The sequence below is a fragment of the Streptomyces sp. NPDC047525 genome (assembly GCF_040643025.1).
Classification (GTDB): domain Bacteria; phylum Actinomycetota; class Actinomycetes; order Streptomycetales; family Streptomycetaceae; genus Streptomyces; species Streptomyces durmitorensis.
In genome coordinates this window covers 576,286-596,306 of record NZ_JBEYTL010000006.1, presented here as the reverse complement: position 1 = coordinate 596,306, position 20,021 = coordinate 576,286, and the positions used below count along the sequence as shown (strand labels likewise).

General features: G+C 71.4%; 21 protein-coding genes. 12 read left to right on the top strand and 9 right to left on the bottom strand.

Annotation, left to right across the window (positions count from 1 at the left end):
• Positions 1–84: 84 nt before the first annotated feature.
• Positions 85–618 (bottom strand): CGNR zinc finger domain-containing protein, encoded by a 534-nt coding sequence (locus ABZ833_RS20855; RefSeq protein WP_361048703.1) that lies wholly within the window; start codon positions 616–618, stop codon positions 85–87.
• A gap of 26 nt (positions 619–644) precedes the next feature.
• Here ABZ833_RS20855 and ABZ833_RS20850 point away from each other — a divergent pair, with 26 nt between their 5' ends.
• From ABZ833_RS20850 to ABZ833_RS20840, 3 genes are all read left to right on the top strand, one after another.
• Positions 645–1,136, top strand: a complete 492-nt coding sequence (locus ABZ833_RS20850) for a GNAT family N-acetyltransferase (RefSeq protein WP_361048701.1) — start codon at positions 645–647, stop codon at positions 1,134–1,136.
• Positions 1,133–2,401: an MFS transporter gene (locus ABZ833_RS20845; protein ID WP_361048699.1), complete on the top strand. Its 1,269-nt coding sequence runs from the start codon at positions 1,133–1,135 to the stop codon at positions 2,399–2,401. Before ABZ833_RS20850 ends, ABZ833_RS20845 begins: the two co-directional genes overlap by 4 nt.
• A 104-nt stretch (positions 2,402–2,505) precedes the next feature.
• Positions 2,506–2,754, top strand: coding sequence for a hypothetical protein (locus ABZ833_RS20840; protein WP_361048698.1), 249 nt, complete (start codon positions 2,506–2,508; stop codon positions 2,752–2,754).
• Positions 2,755–2,799: 45 nt separating this feature from the next.
• Here the strand turns inward: ABZ833_RS20840 and ABZ833_RS20835 are convergent, their stop codons facing one another.
• The gene (locus ABZ833_RS20835; RefSeq protein WP_361048696.1) at positions 2,800–3,198 is read right to left on the bottom strand and encodes a VOC family protein; all 399 of its coding nucleotides are present in this window, start codon (positions 3,196–3,198) and stop codon (positions 2,800–2,802) included.
• 137 nt (positions 3,199–3,335) lie between these two features.
• On the opposite strand from ABZ833_RS20835, the gene ABZ833_RS20830 reads away from it, so the two are divergent.
• The 6 genes from ABZ833_RS20830 (at position 3,336) to ABZ833_RS20805 (ending at position 8,875) form a co-directional block, all read left to right on the top strand.
• Entirely contained in the window at positions 3,336–4,076 is a 741-nt protein-coding gene (locus ABZ833_RS20830) for a hypothetical protein (RefSeq protein WP_361048694.1), read from the top strand.
• 257 nt (positions 4,077–4,333) lie between these two features.
• Entirely contained in the window at positions 4,334–6,121 is a 1,788-nt protein-coding gene (locus ABZ833_RS20825) for an ATP-binding protein (RefSeq protein WP_361048692.1), read from the top strand.
• 115 nt (positions 6,122–6,236) lie between these two features.
• Positions 6,237–6,656 (top strand): roadblock/LC7 domain-containing protein, encoded by a 420-nt coding sequence (locus tag ABZ833_RS20820; protein WP_249591702.1) that lies wholly within the window; start codon positions 6,237–6,239, stop codon positions 6,654–6,656.
• On the top strand, positions 6,653–7,018 hold the full coding sequence (locus ABZ833_RS20815) for a DUF742 domain-containing protein (protein ID WP_361048690.1): 366 nt from the start codon (positions 6,653–6,655) through the stop codon (positions 7,016–7,018). Before ABZ833_RS20820 ends, ABZ833_RS20815 begins: the two co-directional genes overlap by 4 nt.
• Positions 6,999–7,613: an ATP/GTP-binding protein gene (locus ABZ833_RS20810; RefSeq protein WP_361048688.1), complete on the top strand. Its 615-nt coding sequence runs from the start codon at positions 6,999–7,001 to the stop codon at positions 7,611–7,613. The genes ABZ833_RS20815 and ABZ833_RS20810 overlap by 20 nt, the downstream gene beginning before the upstream one ends.
• Positions 7,610–8,875, top strand: coding sequence for a cytochrome P450 (locus ABZ833_RS20805; RefSeq protein ID WP_361048686.1), 1,266 nt, complete (start codon positions 7,610–7,612; stop codon positions 8,873–8,875). Before ABZ833_RS20810 ends, ABZ833_RS20805 begins: the two co-directional genes overlap by 4 nt.
• Before the next feature lie 49 nt (positions 8,876–8,924).
• Here the strand turns inward: ABZ833_RS20805 and ABZ833_RS20800 are convergent, their stop codons facing one another.
• The 3 genes from ABZ833_RS20800 to ABZ833_RS20790 form a co-directional block, all read right to left on the bottom strand.
• Entirely contained in the window at positions 8,925–10,151 is a 1,227-nt protein-coding gene (locus ABZ833_RS20800; RefSeq protein ID WP_361048684.1) for a cytochrome P450, read from the bottom strand.
• 193 nt (positions 10,152–10,344) lie between these two features.
• The gene (locus tag ABZ833_RS20795; RefSeq protein WP_361048682.1) at positions 10,345–11,085 is read right to left on the bottom strand and encodes a chitinase; all 741 of its coding nucleotides are present in this window, start codon (positions 11,083–11,085) and stop codon (positions 10,345–10,347) included.
• A 226-nt stretch (positions 11,086–11,311) separates the two neighbouring features.
• On the bottom strand, positions 11,312–12,079 hold the full coding sequence (locus ABZ833_RS20790; protein ID WP_361048680.1) for an aminoglycoside adenylyltransferase family protein: 768 nt from the start codon (positions 12,077–12,079) through the stop codon (positions 11,312–11,314).
• Positions 12,080–12,469: 390 nt separating this feature from the next.
• On the opposite strand from ABZ833_RS20790, the gene ABZ833_RS20785 reads away from it, so the two are divergent.
• Entirely contained in the window at positions 12,470–13,945 is a 1,476-nt protein-coding gene (locus ABZ833_RS20785) for a UDP-N-acetylmuramoyl-L-alanyl-D-glutamate--2,6-diaminopimelate ligase (protein ID WP_361048678.1), read from the top strand.
• Between the two features lie 190 nt (positions 13,946–14,135).
• Entirely contained in the window at positions 14,136–15,677 is a 1,542-nt protein-coding gene (locus tag ABZ833_RS20780) for a cytosine permease (protein WP_361048677.1), read from the top strand.
• 48 nt (positions 15,678–15,725) lie between these two features.
• Here the strand turns inward: ABZ833_RS20780 and ABZ833_RS20775 are convergent, their stop codons facing one another.
• Positions 15,726–16,229 (bottom strand): SRPBCC family protein, encoded by a 504-nt coding sequence (locus ABZ833_RS20775; protein WP_361048675.1) that lies wholly within the window; start codon positions 16,227–16,229, stop codon positions 15,726–15,728.
• A 120-nt stretch (positions 16,230–16,349) separates the two neighbouring features.
• Between ABZ833_RS20775 and ABZ833_RS20770 the strand changes: the two genes are divergently transcribed.
• Positions 16,350–18,398 carry a regulator gene (locus ABZ833_RS20770; RefSeq protein WP_361048673.1) on the top strand — a complete coding sequence of 683 codons (2,049 nt, stop codon included), beginning with the start codon at positions 16,350–16,352 and terminating at the stop codon, positions 18,396–18,398.
• Between the two features lie 35 nt (positions 18,399–18,433).
• Here ABZ833_RS20770 and ABZ833_RS20765 read toward each other — a convergent pair whose 3' ends face one another.
• The 3 genes from ABZ833_RS20765 to ABZ833_RS20755 are packed head-to-tail and all read right to left on the bottom strand — an operon-like array spanning position 18,434 to position 20,009.
• Positions 18,434–18,781, bottom strand: a complete 348-nt coding sequence (locus tag ABZ833_RS20765) for an Asp23/Gls24 family envelope stress response protein (RefSeq protein ID WP_361048671.1) — start codon at positions 18,779–18,781, stop codon at positions 18,434–18,436.
• Positions 18,778–19,431, bottom strand: coding sequence for an Asp23/Gls24 family envelope stress response protein (locus ABZ833_RS20760; RefSeq protein WP_361048669.1), 654 nt, complete (start codon positions 19,429–19,431; stop codon positions 18,778–18,780). The genes ABZ833_RS20765 and ABZ833_RS20760 overlap by 4 nt, the downstream gene beginning before the upstream one ends.
• A complete protein-coding gene (locus tag ABZ833_RS20755) occupies positions 19,422–20,009 on the bottom strand; it encodes an RNA polymerase sigma factor (RefSeq protein WP_249591689.1) in 588 nt (195 codons plus the stop codon). The genes ABZ833_RS20760 and ABZ833_RS20755 overlap by 10 nt, the downstream gene beginning before the upstream one ends.
• Positions 20,010–20,021 lie beyond the last annotated feature (12 nt).

Below are 20,021 nucleotides of genomic sequence, written 5' to 3'. Positions count from 1 at the left end.
CGATCCCAGGAGTGAATACCAGAAGTCCGGCCGGAAAACAGGGCCCCCGCCCCGCATTTGAGGGCCGGGTTCAGTCGCCTCGCCCTACTCGGCCGCCTGGCCCAGGGAGCGCGCGCGGTGCCTGCGCACCGCGTCGCGGTTGGCGCACCGCTGGGAGCAGTAGCGCTGGCGCCCGGTGCGGGAGGTGTCGGCGAAGATCGTGACGCACTCGGTCACCGCGCACCGCCTCAGACGGTGCATGCCCCGCCCCGCCAGGTGCAGCGCCGTACCGACGGAGATCAGCTGGAACAGCAGGGCGCCGAGCGGCTGCCGGTCGTCGCGGTAGTGCAGGTGCCAGCCCGTGTCCGCGTGGTCGGTCAGGCGTGGGTGGGCGGCGGAGGCCGCCAGCATCCCGTTGAGCAGCTCGGCGCGCTCGTCCTCGTCGGTGGCGTCGACGACCTTCTCCCACGCGTCCAGTGCGTCCTGGGTGCGGTCGAGGTCCTCCGGCGTGACGGGACGCTCCAGGACGAGCCCGGCGGCGCGGCAGCGGTCCGCGAGCTCATCGGCCGTCCCCGGGCGCCGGTTGGCGAGGTCTGCGGCCAGGTTCACGACCTCTTCGCCGTAAGGGTTGAGATGCACAAGACCATTACATCAGGCTGACCGGCATGCCACAACGCACCGCGGTACACACCGACATACGTCCGGCGACGGAGGAGGACATCACCGAACTCGTGCGCCTGCGGGCCCTGCTGTTCGAGGACCTCGGCGGCGCGTACTTCAACCCGCCGTCGGGAGACGGCGGCTGGCGGGACGCCCTGGCCGTGGTCCTGAAGGGCCAGTTGGCCGCGGGCAGCACGCGCATCCTCGTCGTGGACGGCGACGGGGGCCTGGCCGCGTGCGCCATCGGCTCGGTCGAGCAGCGGCTGCCGGGCCCGCATCTGCGCAACGGCAGGGTCGGGCTCGTGATCGGCGTGGTCACCGACCCGGCGCACCGGCGGCGCGGCCACAGCCGCTCGCTCATGGCCGGCCTGCTCGACTGGTTCCGGGAGCGCGAGGTGGCCCGGGTGGACCTGTACGCCTCGCACGAGGGCGAGCCGCTCTACCGCGACCTCGGCTTCGTCGACCACCCGGATCCCGCGCTGTACTGGCGCCCGTGACCACCGCCGAAGAGGTGGCCCACACCGCCTGGCGCTACCGCTGGGCCGTCCTCGGCATCGCCACCTTCACCCAGGCCGCTGCCGGGTTCTTCGTGCAGGGCATCGGGGCGATGGGCATCCACCTGCAACGCGACCTTCAGCTGAGCACGGTACAGTTGGGCCTGCTGGTCTCTGCGGCCCAACTGGTCCCCCTGGCCGGGCTCCTCGTGGCCGGGGAGCTGCTCGACCGCTGCGACGAGCGCTGGGTCGTCGGGGCGGGCGCCGGCGTGGTCGCCGCGGGCCTGCTCGCGGGAAGCGCGGCGCCGGGGTACGCGTCCCTGCTCCTCGTGCTGCTGTTCGTCGGCGCGGGATACAGCACCGTCCAGCCCGGCGGCAGCAAATCGGTGGCGTCCTGGTTCGGCGCGTCCCAGCGGGGCTTCGCGATGGGCGTCCGCCAGGCGGGCCTGCCGCTGGGCGCCGCGCTCGCATCGGCCGCACTGCCGTTCATCGCGGAGGCGTACGGCTGGCGGGCGACGCCCGTGGCCGGCGGGCTCGTCGCGCTCCTCGGGTCCTGCGTCTTCCTGGGCTTCTACCGCAGGCCGCCCGTGACCGCCGCTCCCCGCGGCGGCGGGCCGCGCGCCTCGCCCGGGACACAGCTCGGCGTCCGGCTGCGGATGCTCCGCGAACCGTCCATGGTGCGGATCATGCTCACCGGAACGAGCCTGATCTCGGTGCAGTACGGCGTGGGCATCCTGACCGTGCTGCATCTGCACGAGACGGCCTCCCTGGCCGCCGGACCGGCGGCCCTTGTCCTGGTGGCCGTTCAGGGTGCGGGCGTCGTCGGCCGTATCGCTCTCGCGGCCTGGAGCGACCGCAGCGCGTACGGCCGGTACGGCTCGCTTGTCCTGTGCATGGCCGCCGTACTCATGGGAATGGCCGTGCTGATGACGCCGCTGGGCCGGTCGGCTGCGATCGCCTGCTGCACGCTCGTCTGGCTCGGCTTCTTCGGCTTCGGCTGGTACGGCCCCTGGGTCACGTACGTGAGTGAATCGGCTCCGCCGGACAGGACGGGATTCGCGCTCGGCCTTGCCATGTCCGTCAACCAGATCGCCATCGTGGCGATGCCGCCCGTGCTCGGCCTGCTCAAGGATCTGTCCGGCAGCTTCGTGCCGGTCTGGGGTCTCCTGTCGGCGATGACCGCCGTCGCCCTGGCCGCATCGGCCCGGGTGCGGCCCGGCAACCGGCCCCGCTCATGTGGCCGACAGCGCGTCAGCGGTCCACCGTGAACCAGTACGAGGTGTTGCCGCGACGACGACGGGTAGCCGGGCCACCGCACCGGAAGTTGCCGTGGAACCACGCGGAACGAAGTGACAAGGCACTGGAGGACACCGTGAGCCAGGAGCAGCCCGAGACCCGGGGCGAGGACGAGACGCCCGTACCGAGGGACCTGCCCGATCAGCAGGCTTCGGACGAGGAGGACCAGTGGGAGCCGGACGACGCGTCGGCCACCACCGGCAACGCACAGGACGCCGACGACGACGTACCGGACACGGACGAGGCGGGCACCGGCCGGCGCGGCGCCCCGCACACGGGTGGCGTGCACCCGGACCAGCCGGTGCCGGACGAGCCATCCGGCTGAGCGGAAGCCGTCGCGGCCGGTTGCGCGGGGTCCGACTGCGCGGGCTCAGCCGGGCGCCTGCGGCCCGGCGGACACGGTCAGGGTGAACGAGTGACCGGCCGGGTCGCTGTAGGTCCGGGTGTCCCGGGAACCCGAGTTGTCCGTGGTGTCCACGGGCCGGGCGCCCAGGCCGACGGCCTCGCGCTCCGCCTCGTCGATGTCGCCGCGGGCCACCAGGATCCTCAGGTGCGCCTGCTGCGCGTCCTGAGGCCGCGGCCAGCTCGGGGGCGCGTAACCGTTGTCCCGGTGGATCGCCACGCGGATGCCCTGCCCGTCGGAGACCTCGATGAGGTCGGGGTCCCCGCCCGGGCCGGCCGTGCCCCCGAGCAGCGCCGCGTAGAACTCCGCGAGCTCCTCGGGCTCCGCGCAGTCCAGGACGAGAACCGCGGTCTTCTTCACAGCCATGGATGCCTCTTCCATCGACAACAGCGGGTGCGGCCGTATCGCCCGACCGCCTCGCGACTGACCAACTGCCCCGCGCGAACCGCCTCAATCGGCAGCCACCCGAGGGCGGTGGCCCCGGCGCAGGCGACACTGGAGCCATGCGCCTCGTCCACCAGTCCCCGCCCCCGCCCCTCTACGGCCGTCTCCGTGTCGAGCGGCTCGACCTCGAGCCCGCCCGCTGGCTGGAGCAACGCCCGCCCCACGACGACGGATTCGGCACGGTGGCAGGCGTCTGCGCACCCGGCTTCGACGCGTACGCGCGGATCCTCCACCCGGCCCTGCTCGGCACGGAGCCGGTGCGGTGGGACCAAGTGGCCTCCGCGTACGGCCGGTCGGTGTCGGCGGGGACACGCTGGCACGAGCTGATCGGCCTCGGGGACCGGCTCCTCTACCGCAACGACGACACCCCGGGCGTCCCCGGCCTCTGGGACGAACACCCGCACGAGGGCCCGACACCCGCGGACGTGGCCCGCGCCCTGATCCCTGTGCTGTCCCGGCACACCCGGACGCCCGACCGCTGCTGGTACGGACTCTGGGAGGGATACGGAAACTACAACTGGGACGGCTACCCCGTGTTCCGCACACCGGGCCGCCACGAGATCCTGCTCGCCGGGCCTCTCGACGACGCCGACTCGCCCGCGTCGCCCGCGGCCGATCGCGGCATGGCGCTGCCCGAGATCCCCGACCTGTGGTGGCCCGAGGACCGCGCCTGGTGCGTGGCCGGTGACGTCGACCTGGTGAGCACGTACGTGGGCGGAACGGCGGCCTGCATCGCGGATCTCCTCGCGACTCCGGGCATCGAGGCCCACGAGGTCGCCGAGACGTCGGCGGTCGACTGATCCACCCCGTGATCGCCGCTGTAAGTCGAACTCCACTATCACGGGGCCATGTTCGAGGGGCGAGAACGCGACGAAGTGCTCTCTTGGGAGGACTGTTCCACCTCTCGGTCCTGCGCGCCCCGCGGGGTGACTAGCATGGCGCCATGTGTGGCCCGGAAGATCACCATCCTCTTTGGTGTTCCCGCCGGGCCTGCGACCGATGCGCAAATTCGGTCGGCTCGTTGCTCACCTGCACTCAAGGACCGAGGGACCGCTGAATGCCCGTGCCTGCTCCCCCCAGCCCGCACCGAATAGCGAAGGCGCGGCGGCCCGCGTCGGCCGTGCCCGTGGTCGTGCTGGTGGTGACCGCTGCGGCCGGTGCCATCGCGAGCCTCTCGGCACCTGACAACGCCCGGGTCTGGACGGCGGCTTCCGTCGCGGTCGGCTGGCTGTGCCTGGCGATCGCCCTCGTGAGCGGTTCGCTGCTCGCCAAGCGGGTCCACGCGGCCGCCGCCGCGGACCACGCCGAGGCCTCCTCGCTCAAGGCGCAGCTGGCGCGCCAGGGCGCCGAGTCCGCGCATCTGGTGAACGTCACGCTGCCGACCGTCGTGAAACGGCTGCGCGACGGGGCGAGCGCGAACGAGACCCTGGCGCAGACGGCGCCTCCGTCGGATCCGCAGCTGCGCCAGGTCGTCCAGGTGTTCGCGTCCGTGGTGGAGGAGGCCGTGCGGCACGCCGGCGACGTCGAAGCCCGGCGCGACCAGGCGCAGGGGCAACTCGCGCAGGCAGCCGACGAGTTGGACCAGCTGACGGCGGTGACCCTGCCCTCCGCGATCGAGCGGCTGCGCGAGGGTGCGTCCGCGGACACGGTCCTTGCCGGACTCGAATGGCCGCGCAACCCCTTGCTGCGGGTGCCCGCCGAATCGTTCGTACGAGAGCTCGCCTACAGCGAGCGGCGCGCCGCCGCCGCACAGGCGGCATCCGCCAAGGCGCTGAGCCGCGTCCAGGCCAAGTCCGTGGGTATGCTCGCCGACCTGCGGGACATGCAGGAACGACACGGCGTCGAGGTCTTCGGCGACCTGCTGCGGCTTGACCACAGCACCTCCCAGCTGGGTCTGATGACCGACCGTCTCGCCCTCCTCATGGGTGGCCGCTCCAGCCGCGCGTGGAACAAGCCGATCGTCATGGAGAGCATCCTGCGGGGCGCGGTGGGCCGGATCTCCGCCTATCAGCGGGTGCGGCTGCACTGCTCGACGACCGTGGCGATCGCCGGTTTCGCCGCCGAGGGTGTCATGCACGTGCTGGCCGAACTGATGGACAACGCGGCGAACTTCTCCCCGCCCATCGACGAGGTGCACGTCTATGTGGAGGAGCGCAGCGCCGGGATCGTCGTGACGATCGAGGACAGCGGTCTGAAGATGGCCGACGCGGCCATGCGCCGTGCCGAGGAGTCGGTCTCCGGCCATGTGACGGACCTGGCCTCGCTGCAGGGCACGCGCCTGGGCCTCGCCGTGGTCGGACGCCTCGCCGCCAAGTACGGCATGAGCATCAACTTCCGTCCTTCCTCGCGCGGCGGTACGGGCGTGGTGGTGCTCCTGCCGCCGCAGCTCCTGGCCCAGCAGCGCGACCCCGCTCCGCAGCAGCTCGCCCCCCGCAGCATCCAGCCGACGACCGCCCCCGCGGCCCAGGAGGTCGCGGCCGCCCCGGAGCGCCCCGCCGCCCCGGAGACGCCCACGGCCCCCGCCCCGCCCCCGGCCGACGCGGACGCCACGCCCCAGCCCACGCAGGCCCGCCCCGCGGCCGCCACAACGAACGGCCTGCCCGTGCGCGCCCCCGGCCGCACCATGGCCGAGGCGGAGCGGGAGCGGGAGCAGCGCAGGGCGGCGTCCGACGCCGCCGCGGCGGCAGGGGCAGGGGCGATGTCCGGCGACGCGGGTCTTCCGCCGCGTGACGCCGGTTCCCGTTTCGGTGCCTTCCACCGTGCGCGGCGGGCTGCGGGTGACGTGCCCGGCTCCCCCGCGGCACCCGATTCCCCCACCGAGTCCGGGCCGCCGCCCGCCGAGTAGATCGAAGCCACCCGCACGGCGCCCGGGCTCTGGCGCCCCCTTCCCCGCTCAAGATCGTGAGATTGGAGGGACGGGCAGGTGACCGGCAGACCCGGCGCATCTCGCCCCGCCTACCATGCAGACCACTGACAACAGCCTGACCTGGCTCCTGCAGAGCCTCCTGAAGCGCACCCCCGGTACGCGGCACGCCCTGGTGCTCTCCCGGGACGGCCTGAAGCTGTGCTGGAGCGAGCATTTGACGCTCGACCAGGCTGACCAGCTGGCGGCGATCTGCTCCGGCATCCAGGCGCTGGCCCAGGGTGCATCCATGGAGTTCGGCGACGGCACCGGAGGCGTCCGGCACTCCATGACCGAATTCCACGGCGGGTTGCTCTTCATCGTCGAGGCCGGCCTGGGAGCGCACTTGGCGGTCGTGGCGGAGGAGAACGCCGATCCCGGTGTGGTGGGCCATCAGATGACCGAACTGGTCGAGCAGATCGGTGAACATCTGCGCGCCGAGCCGCGCGCGCAGGACGAAGGCAGCGGCTCCTCGTGACGCCGCCGCGCAGGCCCGTGGACATCGGTGACCCCGACCGGCTGTACACGGTCACCGGTGGCCGCAGCCGCGCCGACGACGATTCGTTCGACCTGGTCACTCTGGTGGTGAGCGAGTGCGAGCCCACTGCCGGGATGCAGTCGGAGCACGTACGGATCCTCGAACTGTGCCGGCATCCGACGGCCGTGGTGGAGATCGCCGCGGAGATGAAGCTGCCGATCACGGTGGTGCGGATCCTGCTGGGTGACCTCCTTGCGATGAGCCGGATCACCGCCCGTCATCCCCGCGCGGCCGGTTCGGCCGCGTCGATCCCCGATTCCGCCCTTCTCAAGGAGGTGCTCCATGGGCTCCGCAACATCTGAGCTGCCCTCCCGTACGCCGCTGTCCGACACTGCCGAGACCGGCCTGAAGATCGTCGTCGTGGGCGGCTTCGGGGTCGGCAAGACCACGCTGGTCCGGTCGGTCAGCGAGATCCGTCCGCTGAACACCGAAGAGGTGATGACGCAGGCCGGCATCGGTGTCGACGAGACGGCCGACGTGGCCGCCAAGACCACCACGACGGTGGCCTTCGACTTCGGCCGCATCAGTCTCAACGAACGTGTGGTCCTCTATCTGTTCGGCGCTCCCGGGCAGGAGCGCTTCTGGTTCCTGTGGGACCGGCTCTTCTCCGGCACGCTCGGCGCGGTCGTCCTGGTCGACACGCGGCGGATGGACGACTCCTGGTACGCCATCGACCGTCTCGAACACCACAAGACGCCCTTCGTGGTGGCCGTCAACCGGTTCGACGACGACAGCTCCGCCCATTCGCTCGATGAGATCCGCCAGGCCCTCGCGCTGCCCGACCATGTGCCGCTGATCGACTGCGACGCACGGGTGAGGTCGTCGGGCAAGGACGTCCTGATCACCCTCGTGGACCACCTCTACGCACTGGCCATGGCCCAGGAGATGACACCGTGACCGAGCCGACCGGATCCCCCTACGAGCAGAGCCCGCCACCCGGGTGCCCGGCCCACGCGGGCGCGGTGCGCCTGGGCGGTCTGGAGTACCAGCAGACGCCTTCGCAGCTCTACCGCAGCATGCGCAGGGAGCACGGCGCGGTCGCGCCGGTCCTCCTCGACGGTGACGTGCCCGCGTGGCTGGTGCTCGGCTACTCCGAGGTCAGCTATGTGACCGGCCACGACGAGCTGTTCGCCCGTGACTCGCGCCGCTGGAACCAGTGGGACCACATTCCCGCCGACTGGCCGCTGCTCCCCTTCGTCGGCTACCAGCCGTCGGTCCTGTTCACCGAGGGCGAGGAGCACCGGCGGCGGGCCGGGGTGATCACGGAGGCCCTTGAGGGGGTCGACCAGTTCGAACTGGCCCGGGACAGCGCCCGGATCGCCGACCGGCTCATCGCCTCGTTCGCCGGCAGCGGCCAGGCCGAGCTGATGGACGCGTACGCACACGCGCTGCCCATGATCGCCGCGGTGCAGATGTGCGGCATGCCGCACGAGGGCACGGACACGCAGCAGCTCGTGGACGACCTGCGGATCTCGCTCGACGCGCATGAGGGCGACGACCCGGTGGCGGCGTACACCCGCGTCGGGGAGCGGATCCAGCTCCTGGTCAAGGAGAAGCGGGAGAAGCCCGGTGCGGACGTCACGTCGCGGATGCTCCAGCATGCGGCGGGTCTCACCGACGAGGAGATCGTCCAGGACCTGATCTCCATCATCGCGGCGGCGCAGCAGCCGACGGCCAACTGGATCTGCAACACGCTGCGGTTGATGCTGACCGACGACCGGTTCGCCCTGAACGTGTCCGGTGGGCGGCTGAGCGTGGGCGAAGCGCTCAACGAGGTGTTGTGGCTCGACACCCCGACCCAGAACTTCATCGGCCGCTGGGCGGTGCGCGACACCCAGCTCGGCGGGCGGCAGATCCGGGCTGGCGACTGTCTGGTGCTCGGCCTCGCCGCGGCCAACACCGACCCGCAGATCTGGCCCGAGTCGCACGTCGGCCCGGAGAACTCGGCGCATCTCTCCTTCAGCCACGGCGAGCACCGCTGCCCCTACCCGGCTCCGCTGCTCGCCGACGTGATCGCGAGGACCGCGGTCGAGACGCTCCTGGAGCGGCTGCCCGACCTCGTCCTCGCGGTGGAGCCGCACGAGTTGACCTGGCGCCCGTCCATCTGGATGCGCGGCCTGACGTCGCTGCCGGTGCAGTTCACGCCCGCGGCGCACTGAAGGGTTGCCGGGGCGCCGCCTTGGGGCGGCGCCCCGGTCGGGTCAGGGGTCAGGCGGTGACGGGGGTGAACCGCACCGGCAGCGACTGCGGCCCACGGGTGAACACACCTTGCTCGACGGGGTCGAAGCCCTCGGCGAGCCGTACGTCGGGCATCGCGTCGAGGAGCTGGCCGACGCCGATCTCCACCTCGGCCTTGGCCAGCAGGGCACCCACGCAGAAGTGGCGGCCGAGGGCGAACGACAGGTGGTCGGCGGCGGCGGAGAACGCGGTCGTCGTGGTCAGGTCGTCCCGGAAGATGTCGAAGCGGTCCGGCTCGCTGTAGCGCTGCTCGTCACGGTTGGCCGAGCCGATCAGGCAGGTGACGGTGGCTCCGGCGGGGATGGTGCCACCGGTGACCTCCACGTCGGTCGCCGACTGCCGCATGATCATGTGGACCGGCGGTGTGTGGCGCAGGGTCTCGGCGAAGGCGCGGGCGATCAGGGTGCGGTCCTGCCGGACGGCTTCGAGCTGTTCGGGGTGCATCAGGAGGTTGGCGAAGATGCTGGCGATCGCCTTGTCGGTGGTCTCGCCGCCCGCCGCGAGCAGCAGGCTGCAGAAGGCCTTGATGTCCTCGTCGCTCATGCTGACGCCGTCGACCTCGGCGGCGCACAGCGCGGAGAGCAGGTCGTCGCCGCGGTTGCCCCGGCGCTCGCGGATGATCGGGATCATGTATTCGGCGAACTCGACCCGGGTGCGCTCGCCGGCCGCCGCGACCTCGGCGTCGCCCGCCAGGTTGCCGAGGAAGGCGATGACGGTGGTGTACCAGCCGTGGAAGCGCGCGTGGTCGGACTTGTCCAGGCCGAGCATGTCGGCGATCACGTTCACCGGGAAGCGGGTGGCGTAGTCCGCGACCAGGTCCACGCTGCCCGTGTGCCGGAAGGTGTCGATGAGTTCGCGGGAGTTGCGCTCGATGACGGGCAGGAACTTGTCCTGGAGGTCCCTGCCGCGGAACGCCGGGGCCACGAGCGCGCGCCGCACGGAGTGCTCACGGCCGCTGAGCTGGAGGATCGTCTTGCCGTGGACGGGCTCGATCTGCCAGTCGTAGTTGTCGGTGGTGAACTGGGAGCCCTTGTCCTTGAACACGCGCTCGACGTCCTCGTACCGCGAGATGATCCAGCTCTGCGTCGCCTCGTGCCAGAAGAGCGGGGCGTTCTTCCGCATCGCCTGATAGGCCGGGTACGGGTTCTTGGCGAACTCGGGCGAGAGGATGTCAGGGACCTGCTGCGCGGTGGACATGTAGCTCCTAGGTCAGAAACAGGCAACGTCCACCAGGCTATTGATCACCTACGGAGCCAACCAGCCCCTCCCGGTCGACAGTTGAGCGCTGCACTAATGTTGGCCGAAAACCGCCCCCTGAAAAGCACCCCTCGCCCCGCGGGATCGAAGCCCGCGGGGCGAGGGGGAGCAGCGGCACCCGGCCGCCGGGGGCTCAGCAGCTGAGCTTGTCGCCCGGGGTGACGTTGAGGATCCCGGTGAACCGGGTGTAGTTGTTGATCCGGCTCTGCACCTGCTCGGGGTTCTTCCCGTCGCACTCCAGGCTGCCGTTGATGCTGCGGATCGTCTCGCCGAATCCCGCGCTGTTGACCATGGCGTTGTGCGGTGTCATCGTCCCCGGGCCGTTCTGCGTGTTCCAGTACCAGAGGCCGGTCTTCCAGGCCACGGCCGCATCGTTCTGCACGAGGTCGGGGTTGTTCAGGAGGTCGATGTTCAGGGCGTCGCCCGCCGCCTTGTAGTTGAAGTTCCAGCTGAGCTGGATCGGGCCGCGTCCGTAGTACTTGTCGTTGCCCGCCGGGCAGCCGTAGGGCTGAGAACTGTCGCAGTAGTGCGGGTAGTTCGCGGTGTTCTGCTCGACGACGTGGACCAGTCCGCCCGTCTCGTGACTGACATTCGCCAGGAAGGCGGCGGCCTCCTGCTTGCGTACGGTGTCGCTGCCGGTCCCGGTGAAGTCGGGGTAGGCGCTGAGCGCCGCCGTCAGACCGCTGTAGGTGTAGAAGGAGTTCCGGTTCGGGAACATCTGGTTGAACTGGGCCTCGCTGACGGGGAATTCCGCCGCGGCGGCCCGCTCCCCCGGCTCCGCCTTCTCGGCCGAGGCGTTGGGCGCGAGGGTCAGGAGGGTGAGCGCGGCGGCGGACGCGGTCGCGGTCAGCGCGGCAAGTACACGAAGACGCATGGGGATCACTCCTCGGGCGGGTCGGGCTCAGGCGCGACCGACCGCCGCATGGTGGGGGGATGTGGGGGTGCGAGGGTGTGGGGGGTGTGCGGTCGGGAGCGCGCCGGACACACCGGAGCTGCGGCTATCCGGAATAACTCCCGCCGTTGGACTAGACCATACCCAGTGACGCATTCACGTCAAGAGGTCGCCGGATAACGGCAGTTGAGAGGTGCTGCCGGGCCTCTCAGGCTGAACTCGCCCCCGCCAGAACCTCGATCGCCCCGACGACATGAGCGGCGTACCGGCCCACGAGCGGCCCCAGTTCCCGCCAGCGCTCCTCCGCCCCCGTGACGTACACGGTCCGGGCGTGGGCGAGCACGGGCCGGTGGGCCTCAGGGAGTCGGGCCAGGGCCCAGTCGGCCGCGACGTCCTTGGACGTCAGGGTCCCGGTCGCCAGAGTCATCCAGATCCGGGCCAGCGTCAGGACGGCGTTGCGCGTGTCCGACGCGAGGTCCGCCAGCAGATCCGGCACCCCGGCCACGATCGCGCGAGCGAGGTCCTCGGCGGGTACGGGAGCCAGCACCCCGCCCGGGCGCGGCCCGGCAAGCGGTGTGTCCGCGAGCAGCACCATCGTGATCAGGGGCGCGAGATCGGGGCTGGGCACCGGCGACGGCAGCTGCCCCCGCTCGTACTCCTCGCGCAGCCACTCCCCGTACTGGAATTCACAGCGCGGCGGGTACCTCCAGGGCGTGACCTCGCGCCGGACGACGAGCGTCAGCTCGACGGGGCGCGCCTCGTCTCCCCGGGCCGGCCAGACGGAGAGATCCAGCAGGCCCTCGACGAGTTCCCTGCGCCGCCCGGTCGACAGAGGCTGCTCCACTACGGCGAACAGGTCGATGTCGCTGTGCGGCCGCAATCCGCCGAGCAAGGCGGAACCGTACAGATAGATGCCGACGACGTCCGTGCCGAGCGTCTCGCGCACCAGGTGAACGGTGTCCTCGGTCTGGGTCACTGCGGCCCTTTCTCATGCGGCGACGTGCGGGAACGGGGGACGAACCGGTCATGATCGTAGGAATGGCTCATGCCCCGTGGCCAGCGAGTTTCCGACACGTCTGCCGCGAGCCTTCGCGGACGTACACTGAAGCGGTGTCGGGCAGGTCCCTGCTCCGCCCGGCCATCTGTGATCAGCCCTCCACGACCCGGATCCGGTCCTTGGCGACCAGTCGTGCGGCGCACAGGTAGCGTTCCTCGGCCGTCTTGGCCCTTCGGCCCGCACGCAGATATCCCCCTGTGGGGCCCCGCTCGCCTTACGCGCATCACCGCGGACTCCGGCTCACCGTCGCCCTTGCCCCTCAGGCCTGGCGTGCGCGGCGTGCCGCGATCCGCCTTCGAGGGGACTGTTGTGAAGCTCAGCGCACTGCTCGACGGGCACGACCACCACGTTCTGCACGGTGACCCGGGCGTCCCGGTCACCGCTGGAATGACCTTCGATCCCGGACAAGTGACCTCCGGATCGCTGTACGTCGCCGTACCCGGCCATGAGGAGGGCGGGCCCGGGGGCATCAGCCGGGCACTGGAACGAGGGGCGGTGGCGGTCCTCTCCGAGGGCGACGCGCTGCCCGACGTGGCGGCCGCCGGGCAGGTGTGCGTGGTGCGGGTGACCGACGCGCGCGCCGCCGCTTCGCTCGTCGCCTCCCGGTACTACGGCGAGCCCGGCCGCGCGATGGACGTCGTGGCGATCACGGGCACGAACGGCAAGACCTCCGTCTCGTACATGGTCGAATCGGCGCTCAGGCTGGCCGAGGGCGCGAAGGTGGGGGTGATCGGCACCTCGGGAAGCCGGATCGGCACGGAACGGATCCCGATGCCGCGGTCGGTGCTCAGCACCCCCGAGTCACCGGACCTGCATTACCTCCTGGGCCACATGCGCGACCGCGACACGAGCAGCGTGGTGCTGGAGGCCACGTCCATGGGTCTCCTTGAGCGGCGCCTGGACCATGTGCCCGTCTCCGTCGGCGTCTTCACCAATCTCACCCAGGACCACCTGGACGACCACGGCACCATGGAGCACTACAAGAACGCCAAGCTGCGCCTCTTCACCGGCCTGTGCGAACGCGCGGTGGTCAACGCCGACGACCCCGTCAGCGCCGAGATCATGGCCCTGATGCCGGGCGCGGTGACCACGTACGGACTCGACGCACCGGAGGCCGACTACCGGGCGAGCGACCTGGTCGTGGACGCGGTGGGCACCCGCTTCACGCTCCACCACGACGGCCGCAAGTACCCCGCCGCGATACCGGTGCCGGGCCGCTTCTCGGTGTCCAACGCGCTGGCCACCCTCGCCGCGTGCCATTTGCTCGGGCATGAACTGCCCGCCCTCGTGGCGGCCTTGGACCGGATGCCGCCCACCCCGGGCCGCCTCGAGCGCTTCACCACCGCACAGGGTGTCTGCGTGATCGTCGACTACGCGCACTCGCCCGACTCGCTGGAGAAGGTGCTCGCCACGATCCGCGGCTTCGCGACCGATTCGGTGATCAGCGTCTTCGGCTGCGGCGGCGACCGTGACACCACCAAGCGCGCCCTGATGGGCGAGATCGCGGGCCGCCACTCCGATCTGTGCGTCCTCACGTCGGACAACCCCCGCAACGAAGACCCCGAGATCATCCTGGACCAGATCATCCCCGGTCTGACGTCCACCGGGACGCCCTTCCACCGGGTGGCCGACCGCCGCGCCGCGATCGCACGCGCGCTGTCCGCCGCGCGGCGGGGAGACATCGTGCTCGTCGCGGGCAAGGGAAGCGAACCGCACCAGATCGTCGGTGAACAGCTCATCCCCTTCGACGACATGAGCGTGGTCCGCGAACTCGACGCGCTGTAGCGGCACTTAAGGGGGCACGCGTGCGGGCGGTGTGCGATTCATCCATCGCATCGGCTCGCGCGGTGCGAATCGGGCACTGGTGCGGTGGGGCGCATGGCGTCTACGGTCCGTGCAATTCCGCCACCGCACCGCGTACGCCGTGGTGCCGTCCCCCAGGGAGCTGCCTGTGCCCAAGGAGTCATCGCCGTCCGTGACCGAGGTCGAGACGCACGGAGTCGAACGCATCCCGGACGCGGACCGCACGGCCGGGCCGCTCGATCTGTTCCGGCTCGCGTTCGGCGGCGCCAACACGTTCGCCACCTGTGTGCTCGGCGCGTTCCCGATCCTCTTCGGCCTCTCCTTCTGGCAGGGGCTCGCGGCGATGCTCATCGGACTGCTCATCGGTGCGCTGCTGCTCGCCCCGATGGCGGTGTTCGGGCCGCGCAACGGCACGAACAACGCCGTCTCGTCGTCGGCGCATCTGGGCGTGCACGGCAGGATCGTCGGCTCCTTCCTCTCCCTGCTCACCGCCGTGGCCTTCTTCTCCCTGTCGGTGTGGAGCTCGGGCGACGCGCTCATCGGCGGGGCGCACCGGCTGCTCGGCGTGCCGGAGAGCGATGTGGCCTACGGCTGCGCGTACGCCGTCTTCGCCGCCCTGGTGCTCGCCGTGTGCGTCTACGGCTTCCGCTTCATGCTGCTCGTCAACAAGATCGCGGTGGTGGCGGCGACCCTGCTGTTCGTGCTCGGCCTCGTCGCCTTCGCGGGGGACTTCGATCCCTCGTACGCCGGGATCTTCACGCCGGACGCCGACCGGGCCACCCAGGACCTGTTCTGGCCGTCCTTCATCGGCGCCGCGCTGATCGTGCTGTCCAACCCAGTCTCCTTCGGCGCCTTCCTGGGCGACTGGGCCCGCTACATCCCGGCCGAGACGCCCCGGCGCAAGGTGATGGGAGCGGCCTTCCTCTCGCAGGTCGCCACAGTGCTGCCGTTCGGCTTCGGCCTGGCGACCGCGGCGATCATCGCCGAGCAGGCCCCCGCGTACATGGACCCGGCCGCCCCGAACTTCGTGGGCGGTCTGCTCGCGATCGCGCCCGGCTGGTACTTCCTGCCGGTCTGCCTGATCGCGCTGATCGGCGGCATGTCGACCGGGACGACCGCGCTCTACGGAACCGGCCTGGACTTCTCGTCGGTCTTCCCGCGGCTCGGCCGCGTCCAGGCCACCGTCCTGATCGGCGTCCTGTCCATCACGTTCATCTTCGTGGGCCGGTTCGGCTTCAACCTGGTCCAGGCGATCTCCACCTTCGCCACGATGATCATCACCTGCACGGTGCCGTGGATGATCGTCATGATGCTCGGCTACGTCACCCGGCGCGGCTGGTACGACCCCGAGGCACTCCAGGTCTTCACCCGCCGCCAGCACGGCGGCCGCTACTGGTTCGCGCGCGGCTGGAACTGGCGCGGCATGGCGGCCTGGTGGACCGGTGCGGTGACCGGCGTGCTGTTCACCAACATCCCCGGACAGTTCGTCGGGCCGCTCGGCGACCTCGCGAACGGCGCCGACATCAGCCTCCCGCTGGGAGCGGCCGTCGCGGCGGTCGTCTACCTCGCCCTGCTCGCGGCCTTCCCGGAGCCGCGCGCGGTGTACGGGCCCCAAGGACCGCGCTGGGTGCGCGCGGCGGACACACCGATCGCTCCGATCACCGGGCCACCGAGCGGTGATCTCGACGAGGCCTCCGCAAAGGTGAAGGCATAGCCTCGGTGCGCCACCGCCCGTCCGCGCGCGGCGGCGCGACCGCAGGGCTCAGCGTGCCGCCTCCAGCTCCCGCTTGAGGTTCCGCAGCGTCCTGTCGATGTTGCCGACCTGGAAGACCGCGAAGGTCTTTCCGCCCGTGGCGAGCCGGTCGAAGGCGTTGGCCACGAAGGCCGGCCAGGAGCGCCTGTCGTCCGTCCAGGTCTCGGTCACCTTGGTGGCACCGCCCTTGTCCTCGAACCGGTACTCCCAGGTGGCGATCGGGGCCCGCAGCCGGGGGCGCTTGAGCCCGATCGCGTGCACGCGGAAGGCGAAACGCCGGCCCGGATCGGCCTCGGTCACCGTGCAGCGCGTGGTCCACCGGAACGGGCCGCGCTTGTTGTGCCCGTCGAATACCAGGCCGACACCGGCGGGCTCCTCGCCTCCGGGCACGGTCGCCCCGAGGTTCTCCGGGCTCCACCGCCCCATCAGATCGGGCCTGCTGACCTGCTCGTACACCGACTGCGGTGACGCCTTGACCAGGATGCTCCGGGACACTGTGAACGTGCGGGTCATGACCACTCCGATCCTCGACCCGCGACCTTACTCACCAGTAGCATGAATGTCAGCCCCCTCGCCCTTCCCCTTTCGTGCACGTGGTCATGGGCGCCTTCGCAACTGGTGGACACTGTCCTGATGTTGGGCAACGTTCCAGAGGAGACTGACCGCTTCGTGGGGCGGACGGTCGAAGGACAGACTCTGGCCTCGACTCTCGTGACGCATCGGCTGACCACGCTCACCGGCACGGGCGGCGTGGGCAAGACGCGTCTGGCCGTGCACACCCTGCGTTCCCTTGCCGCCGAGGACACCGCGCTGCTCGGCGACGTGTGCTGGGCCGACCTCGGCGCGCTGTCGGACGAGCGCCTGCTGATCCCGGCCGTGGCCGACGCCGTCGGCCTGGCCGACCACACACCCGGCATGCCGCTCGACGCCCTCTGCGCATGGTTGTCCGACAGGCCGCGGCTGCTCGTCCTCGACTCCTGCGAACATCTCGTCGGCCCCTGCCGGAATCTGGTCACCGATCTGCTGACCGCCTGTCCACGGCTCACCGTCCTGATCACCAGCAGGCAGCCGCTCGACGTGCACGGCGAGACGCTCCTCGGCCTCGAGCCGCTGCCGTGCCACAGCGACGCGCTCACCCTCCTCCTCGAGCGCGCCGCGGCGATCACGCCCGAGGCACGCGCGGACCGGCCGGAGCAGCGGAAGCACGCAGCGGAGATCTGCAAGCTCCTCGACGGGCTTCCGCTCGCGCTCGAACTGGCATCGGCCCAACTGGCCCACCACACCCCCCGCGAACTCGCTTCCCGACTGCGCTCGCACCAGGGCGAGTTGCAGGCGACTGCCCCCATCTGGCCGCGGCGCCACCGGACCCTGCGTACGGCCATCGGGTGGAGTCACGAGCTGTGCGAGCCGCTGGAACGGCTGCTGTGGGCGAGGCTCTCGGTCTTCCGCGGTTCCTTCGACGACGACGCGGTGCGCGGCGTCTGCTCGGGAGGCCCGCTCACCGCCGACACCCTGCCTGACGCGCTCGCGGGCCTGATCGCCAAATCCGTGGTCGGCCACGACACGAGCGGCCGCTACCGTCTGCTCGACACCGTCCGCGAGTACGGGGCGATGTGGCTGGCCGAGCTCCAGGAGGAGAGCGCGGTGGCCGCCCGGCACGCGGACCACTTCCTCCGCCTCGCCCGCCTGGCCGACGAGGGCTGGAAGGGCACGGAACAGGTCACGTGGTACCGGCGCGTCGCCACGTCGCACACCGACCTGTGCGCCGCCCTGGACCATCTCACCGGGTCCGAACCCGAGCGCGCCCTCGAACTCGTCGGCCTGGTCGCGTTCTTCTGGAGCTGCTGCGGCCATCTGCGCGAGGCCCGCAGCTACTTGGACCAGGCGCTCCTGCTGTGCGACACGGACAGCCCCGCGCGGGCGAGGGCCCGCTGGGCGCTCGGCGTCGTCGTTCTCCTCCAGGGCCGGCACGACGAGGCGGCCGAGCTGAGCCAGGAGTGCGCGCGCACCGCGGCGCGTGACAGGGACGTGGAGGGCCAGCTCGCCGCGGCCTACCTCCTCGGCATCACCCATCTCCTGTCCGGCGAACCCCGCGCCGCCCTCGACGTGGCCGACCAGGCGCTCGGCCGGACCTCGGGTCCGCCCTTCGCGTCGCCTTCGGTGCTCCGCTGCCACCTCGTACGGGTCTTCGCCCTCACCGGGCTCGGCCGCCTCGACGAAGCCGCGGCGCGAGCCGCCTCGCTCCGGGAGGACTGCGCCGCGCGGGACGAATGCTGGACCCGCGCCTACACCGACTACCAGCTCGCACTGATTGCGCTGGCCCAGGACGCTCCCGCCCGAGCCGCCGAGCACGCCCGCGCGATGCTGGACGGCAAGCGCCGCCTGGGCGACAGCTTCGGCATCGCCCTGGGCATGGACGTACTGGCCGCAGCCGCGGCCGCCCTCGGTCAGGGGGAGACCTCGGCCCTGCTGTCGGGAACGGGACAGACCTACTGGCGTTCGGTGGGGCACGGACAGCGCGGTACACCCGAGCTGCGCGACGTCCGCGAGGCGTCCTGGGACCGGGCCCGCGCGGCCGTCGGCAACCAGACCTTCGAGCACGCGTTCCGCCGCGGCGCGGAGGCCGACCCGCGCGCCGTGCTGGCGCTGGCCGTGGAGGGGCGCTTGTTCAGCGAGGCATAGGAGGGGAAACGGGCGCCGGACGGTGGCGGTGTGCCTCAGACGCGTCCTGTGACCGTGACGGCGATCCCGGGCGCGGCCGGCTCCCCCGTCACGCGCTGGACGGCCTGCGCCGCGGCCGAGCGCACCTCTCGTGTCACGTCCAGGGCCCGCCGTCCGCGGTGCAGGACGACGTACACCTCCACGCTCCAGTCCTGGGTGTCCTTCTGCCGCCGCACCTGGACTCCGGCCGAGCCCGCCGGAGTGCTGGGGAGCCCCCGCCTCAGCACGGCCGATGAGCGCAGGAGATCCACGAGGCCCGGCCGCAGGAAGGCCACCCCCGGGGTGCCGATGACCGCCTCTATGACGGCGTCCGCCAGCGCGCGGGAAACGTCTCGATCGCTCACGGCCGCTGCCCTTCCTCTGTGTCGTCGTCGATGACATCGGTGATCGTCACGTCGACGACCGCGATCCGCATGCCCAGTTCGCCGTCCACGGCTTCCCGCACCTGGCTGCGCACCCGGTCCGCGATCTCCGGCAGGTTCCACAGGAGCGGGACCTGGACCTCGACGCGGATCCTGACCGGGCCCCGCGTCAGGTGCCCCGCGGGCGCCGGGGACGCCCCGTCGTCCAGCGGACCGATGCGGCAGCTGCCCGCGAGCACGCCCGGCAGCGACTCGGCCGCGGCCCGCACCGTCCGGGCCGCGGCGGCCTCCACGATCCAGGCGTCCTCGTCCTCGTCGCCGAGCGGCAGCGTCCGGCCCGGCCGCAGTTCCAGGCGCACCACGTCCATGACACGGCCGGTGAGCGCGGAGGTGTCCGGCTCCCGCGGCGTCGTGTCGCGCGCCTCCGTGACGATTCCCTCCAGGTGCCGCAAGGCGTCCAGAGCCTGCGCGCAGTGCGGGCAGCCGGCGGCGTGGGGGTCGGGCGCCCCCGCCTCCCACTGTTCCCATACGTGTGACAACTCGCGCCCGCAGGGCAGCAGTTCGTCCTCAGGCAGCACGCCGAAGCCCGCCTCCCGCTCCTCGTCCGGTACGGATTCCCCGTTCATCGCCATGCGGCCATCGCCTCCGTCAGGTAGCGCCGCGCCCTGAAGACCCGGCCGCGGACCGCCTCCGGACTGATCCCGACCGTCTCGGCGATGGACTCGTAGGGCGCGCCGTCCAGCTCACGCAGCACCCAGCACACCCGCTGCTCCGGCGAGAGCCCCTCCATCGCCCGCGCCAGGTCCGCCACGGCCGCGTGTCCCTCGGCCACCCGCGCGGGCGAGACCTCGTGCTCCGGGGCGGGCGGCTCGGGCAGGCTGTCCAGGGCCACGACCGGCCGCCGCGAGCGCAACACGTTCAGGCAGCGGTTGGTGACGATGCGGTAGATCCACGTACCGAACTGCGCGTCCCTGCGGAACTCCGGGAGCCCCCGCCAGGCACTGACGAAGGAGTCCTGTACGGCGTCCTCCGCCTCCGGACGGCTCCCGAGCAGGCGCGTGGCCAGGCGCAGCGCCATGGGTGCGTGGCGGTGCACGAGTGCCTCGAAGGCCTCTTCGTCGCCCTCCGACGCCCGCACCGCGAGGAGGCCGTCCTCACGTCTCGACGACGCGTCCGCTTCCTCGGGTGTTCCACCCCGGTCGCCCGGCACACGCGGCTCCTC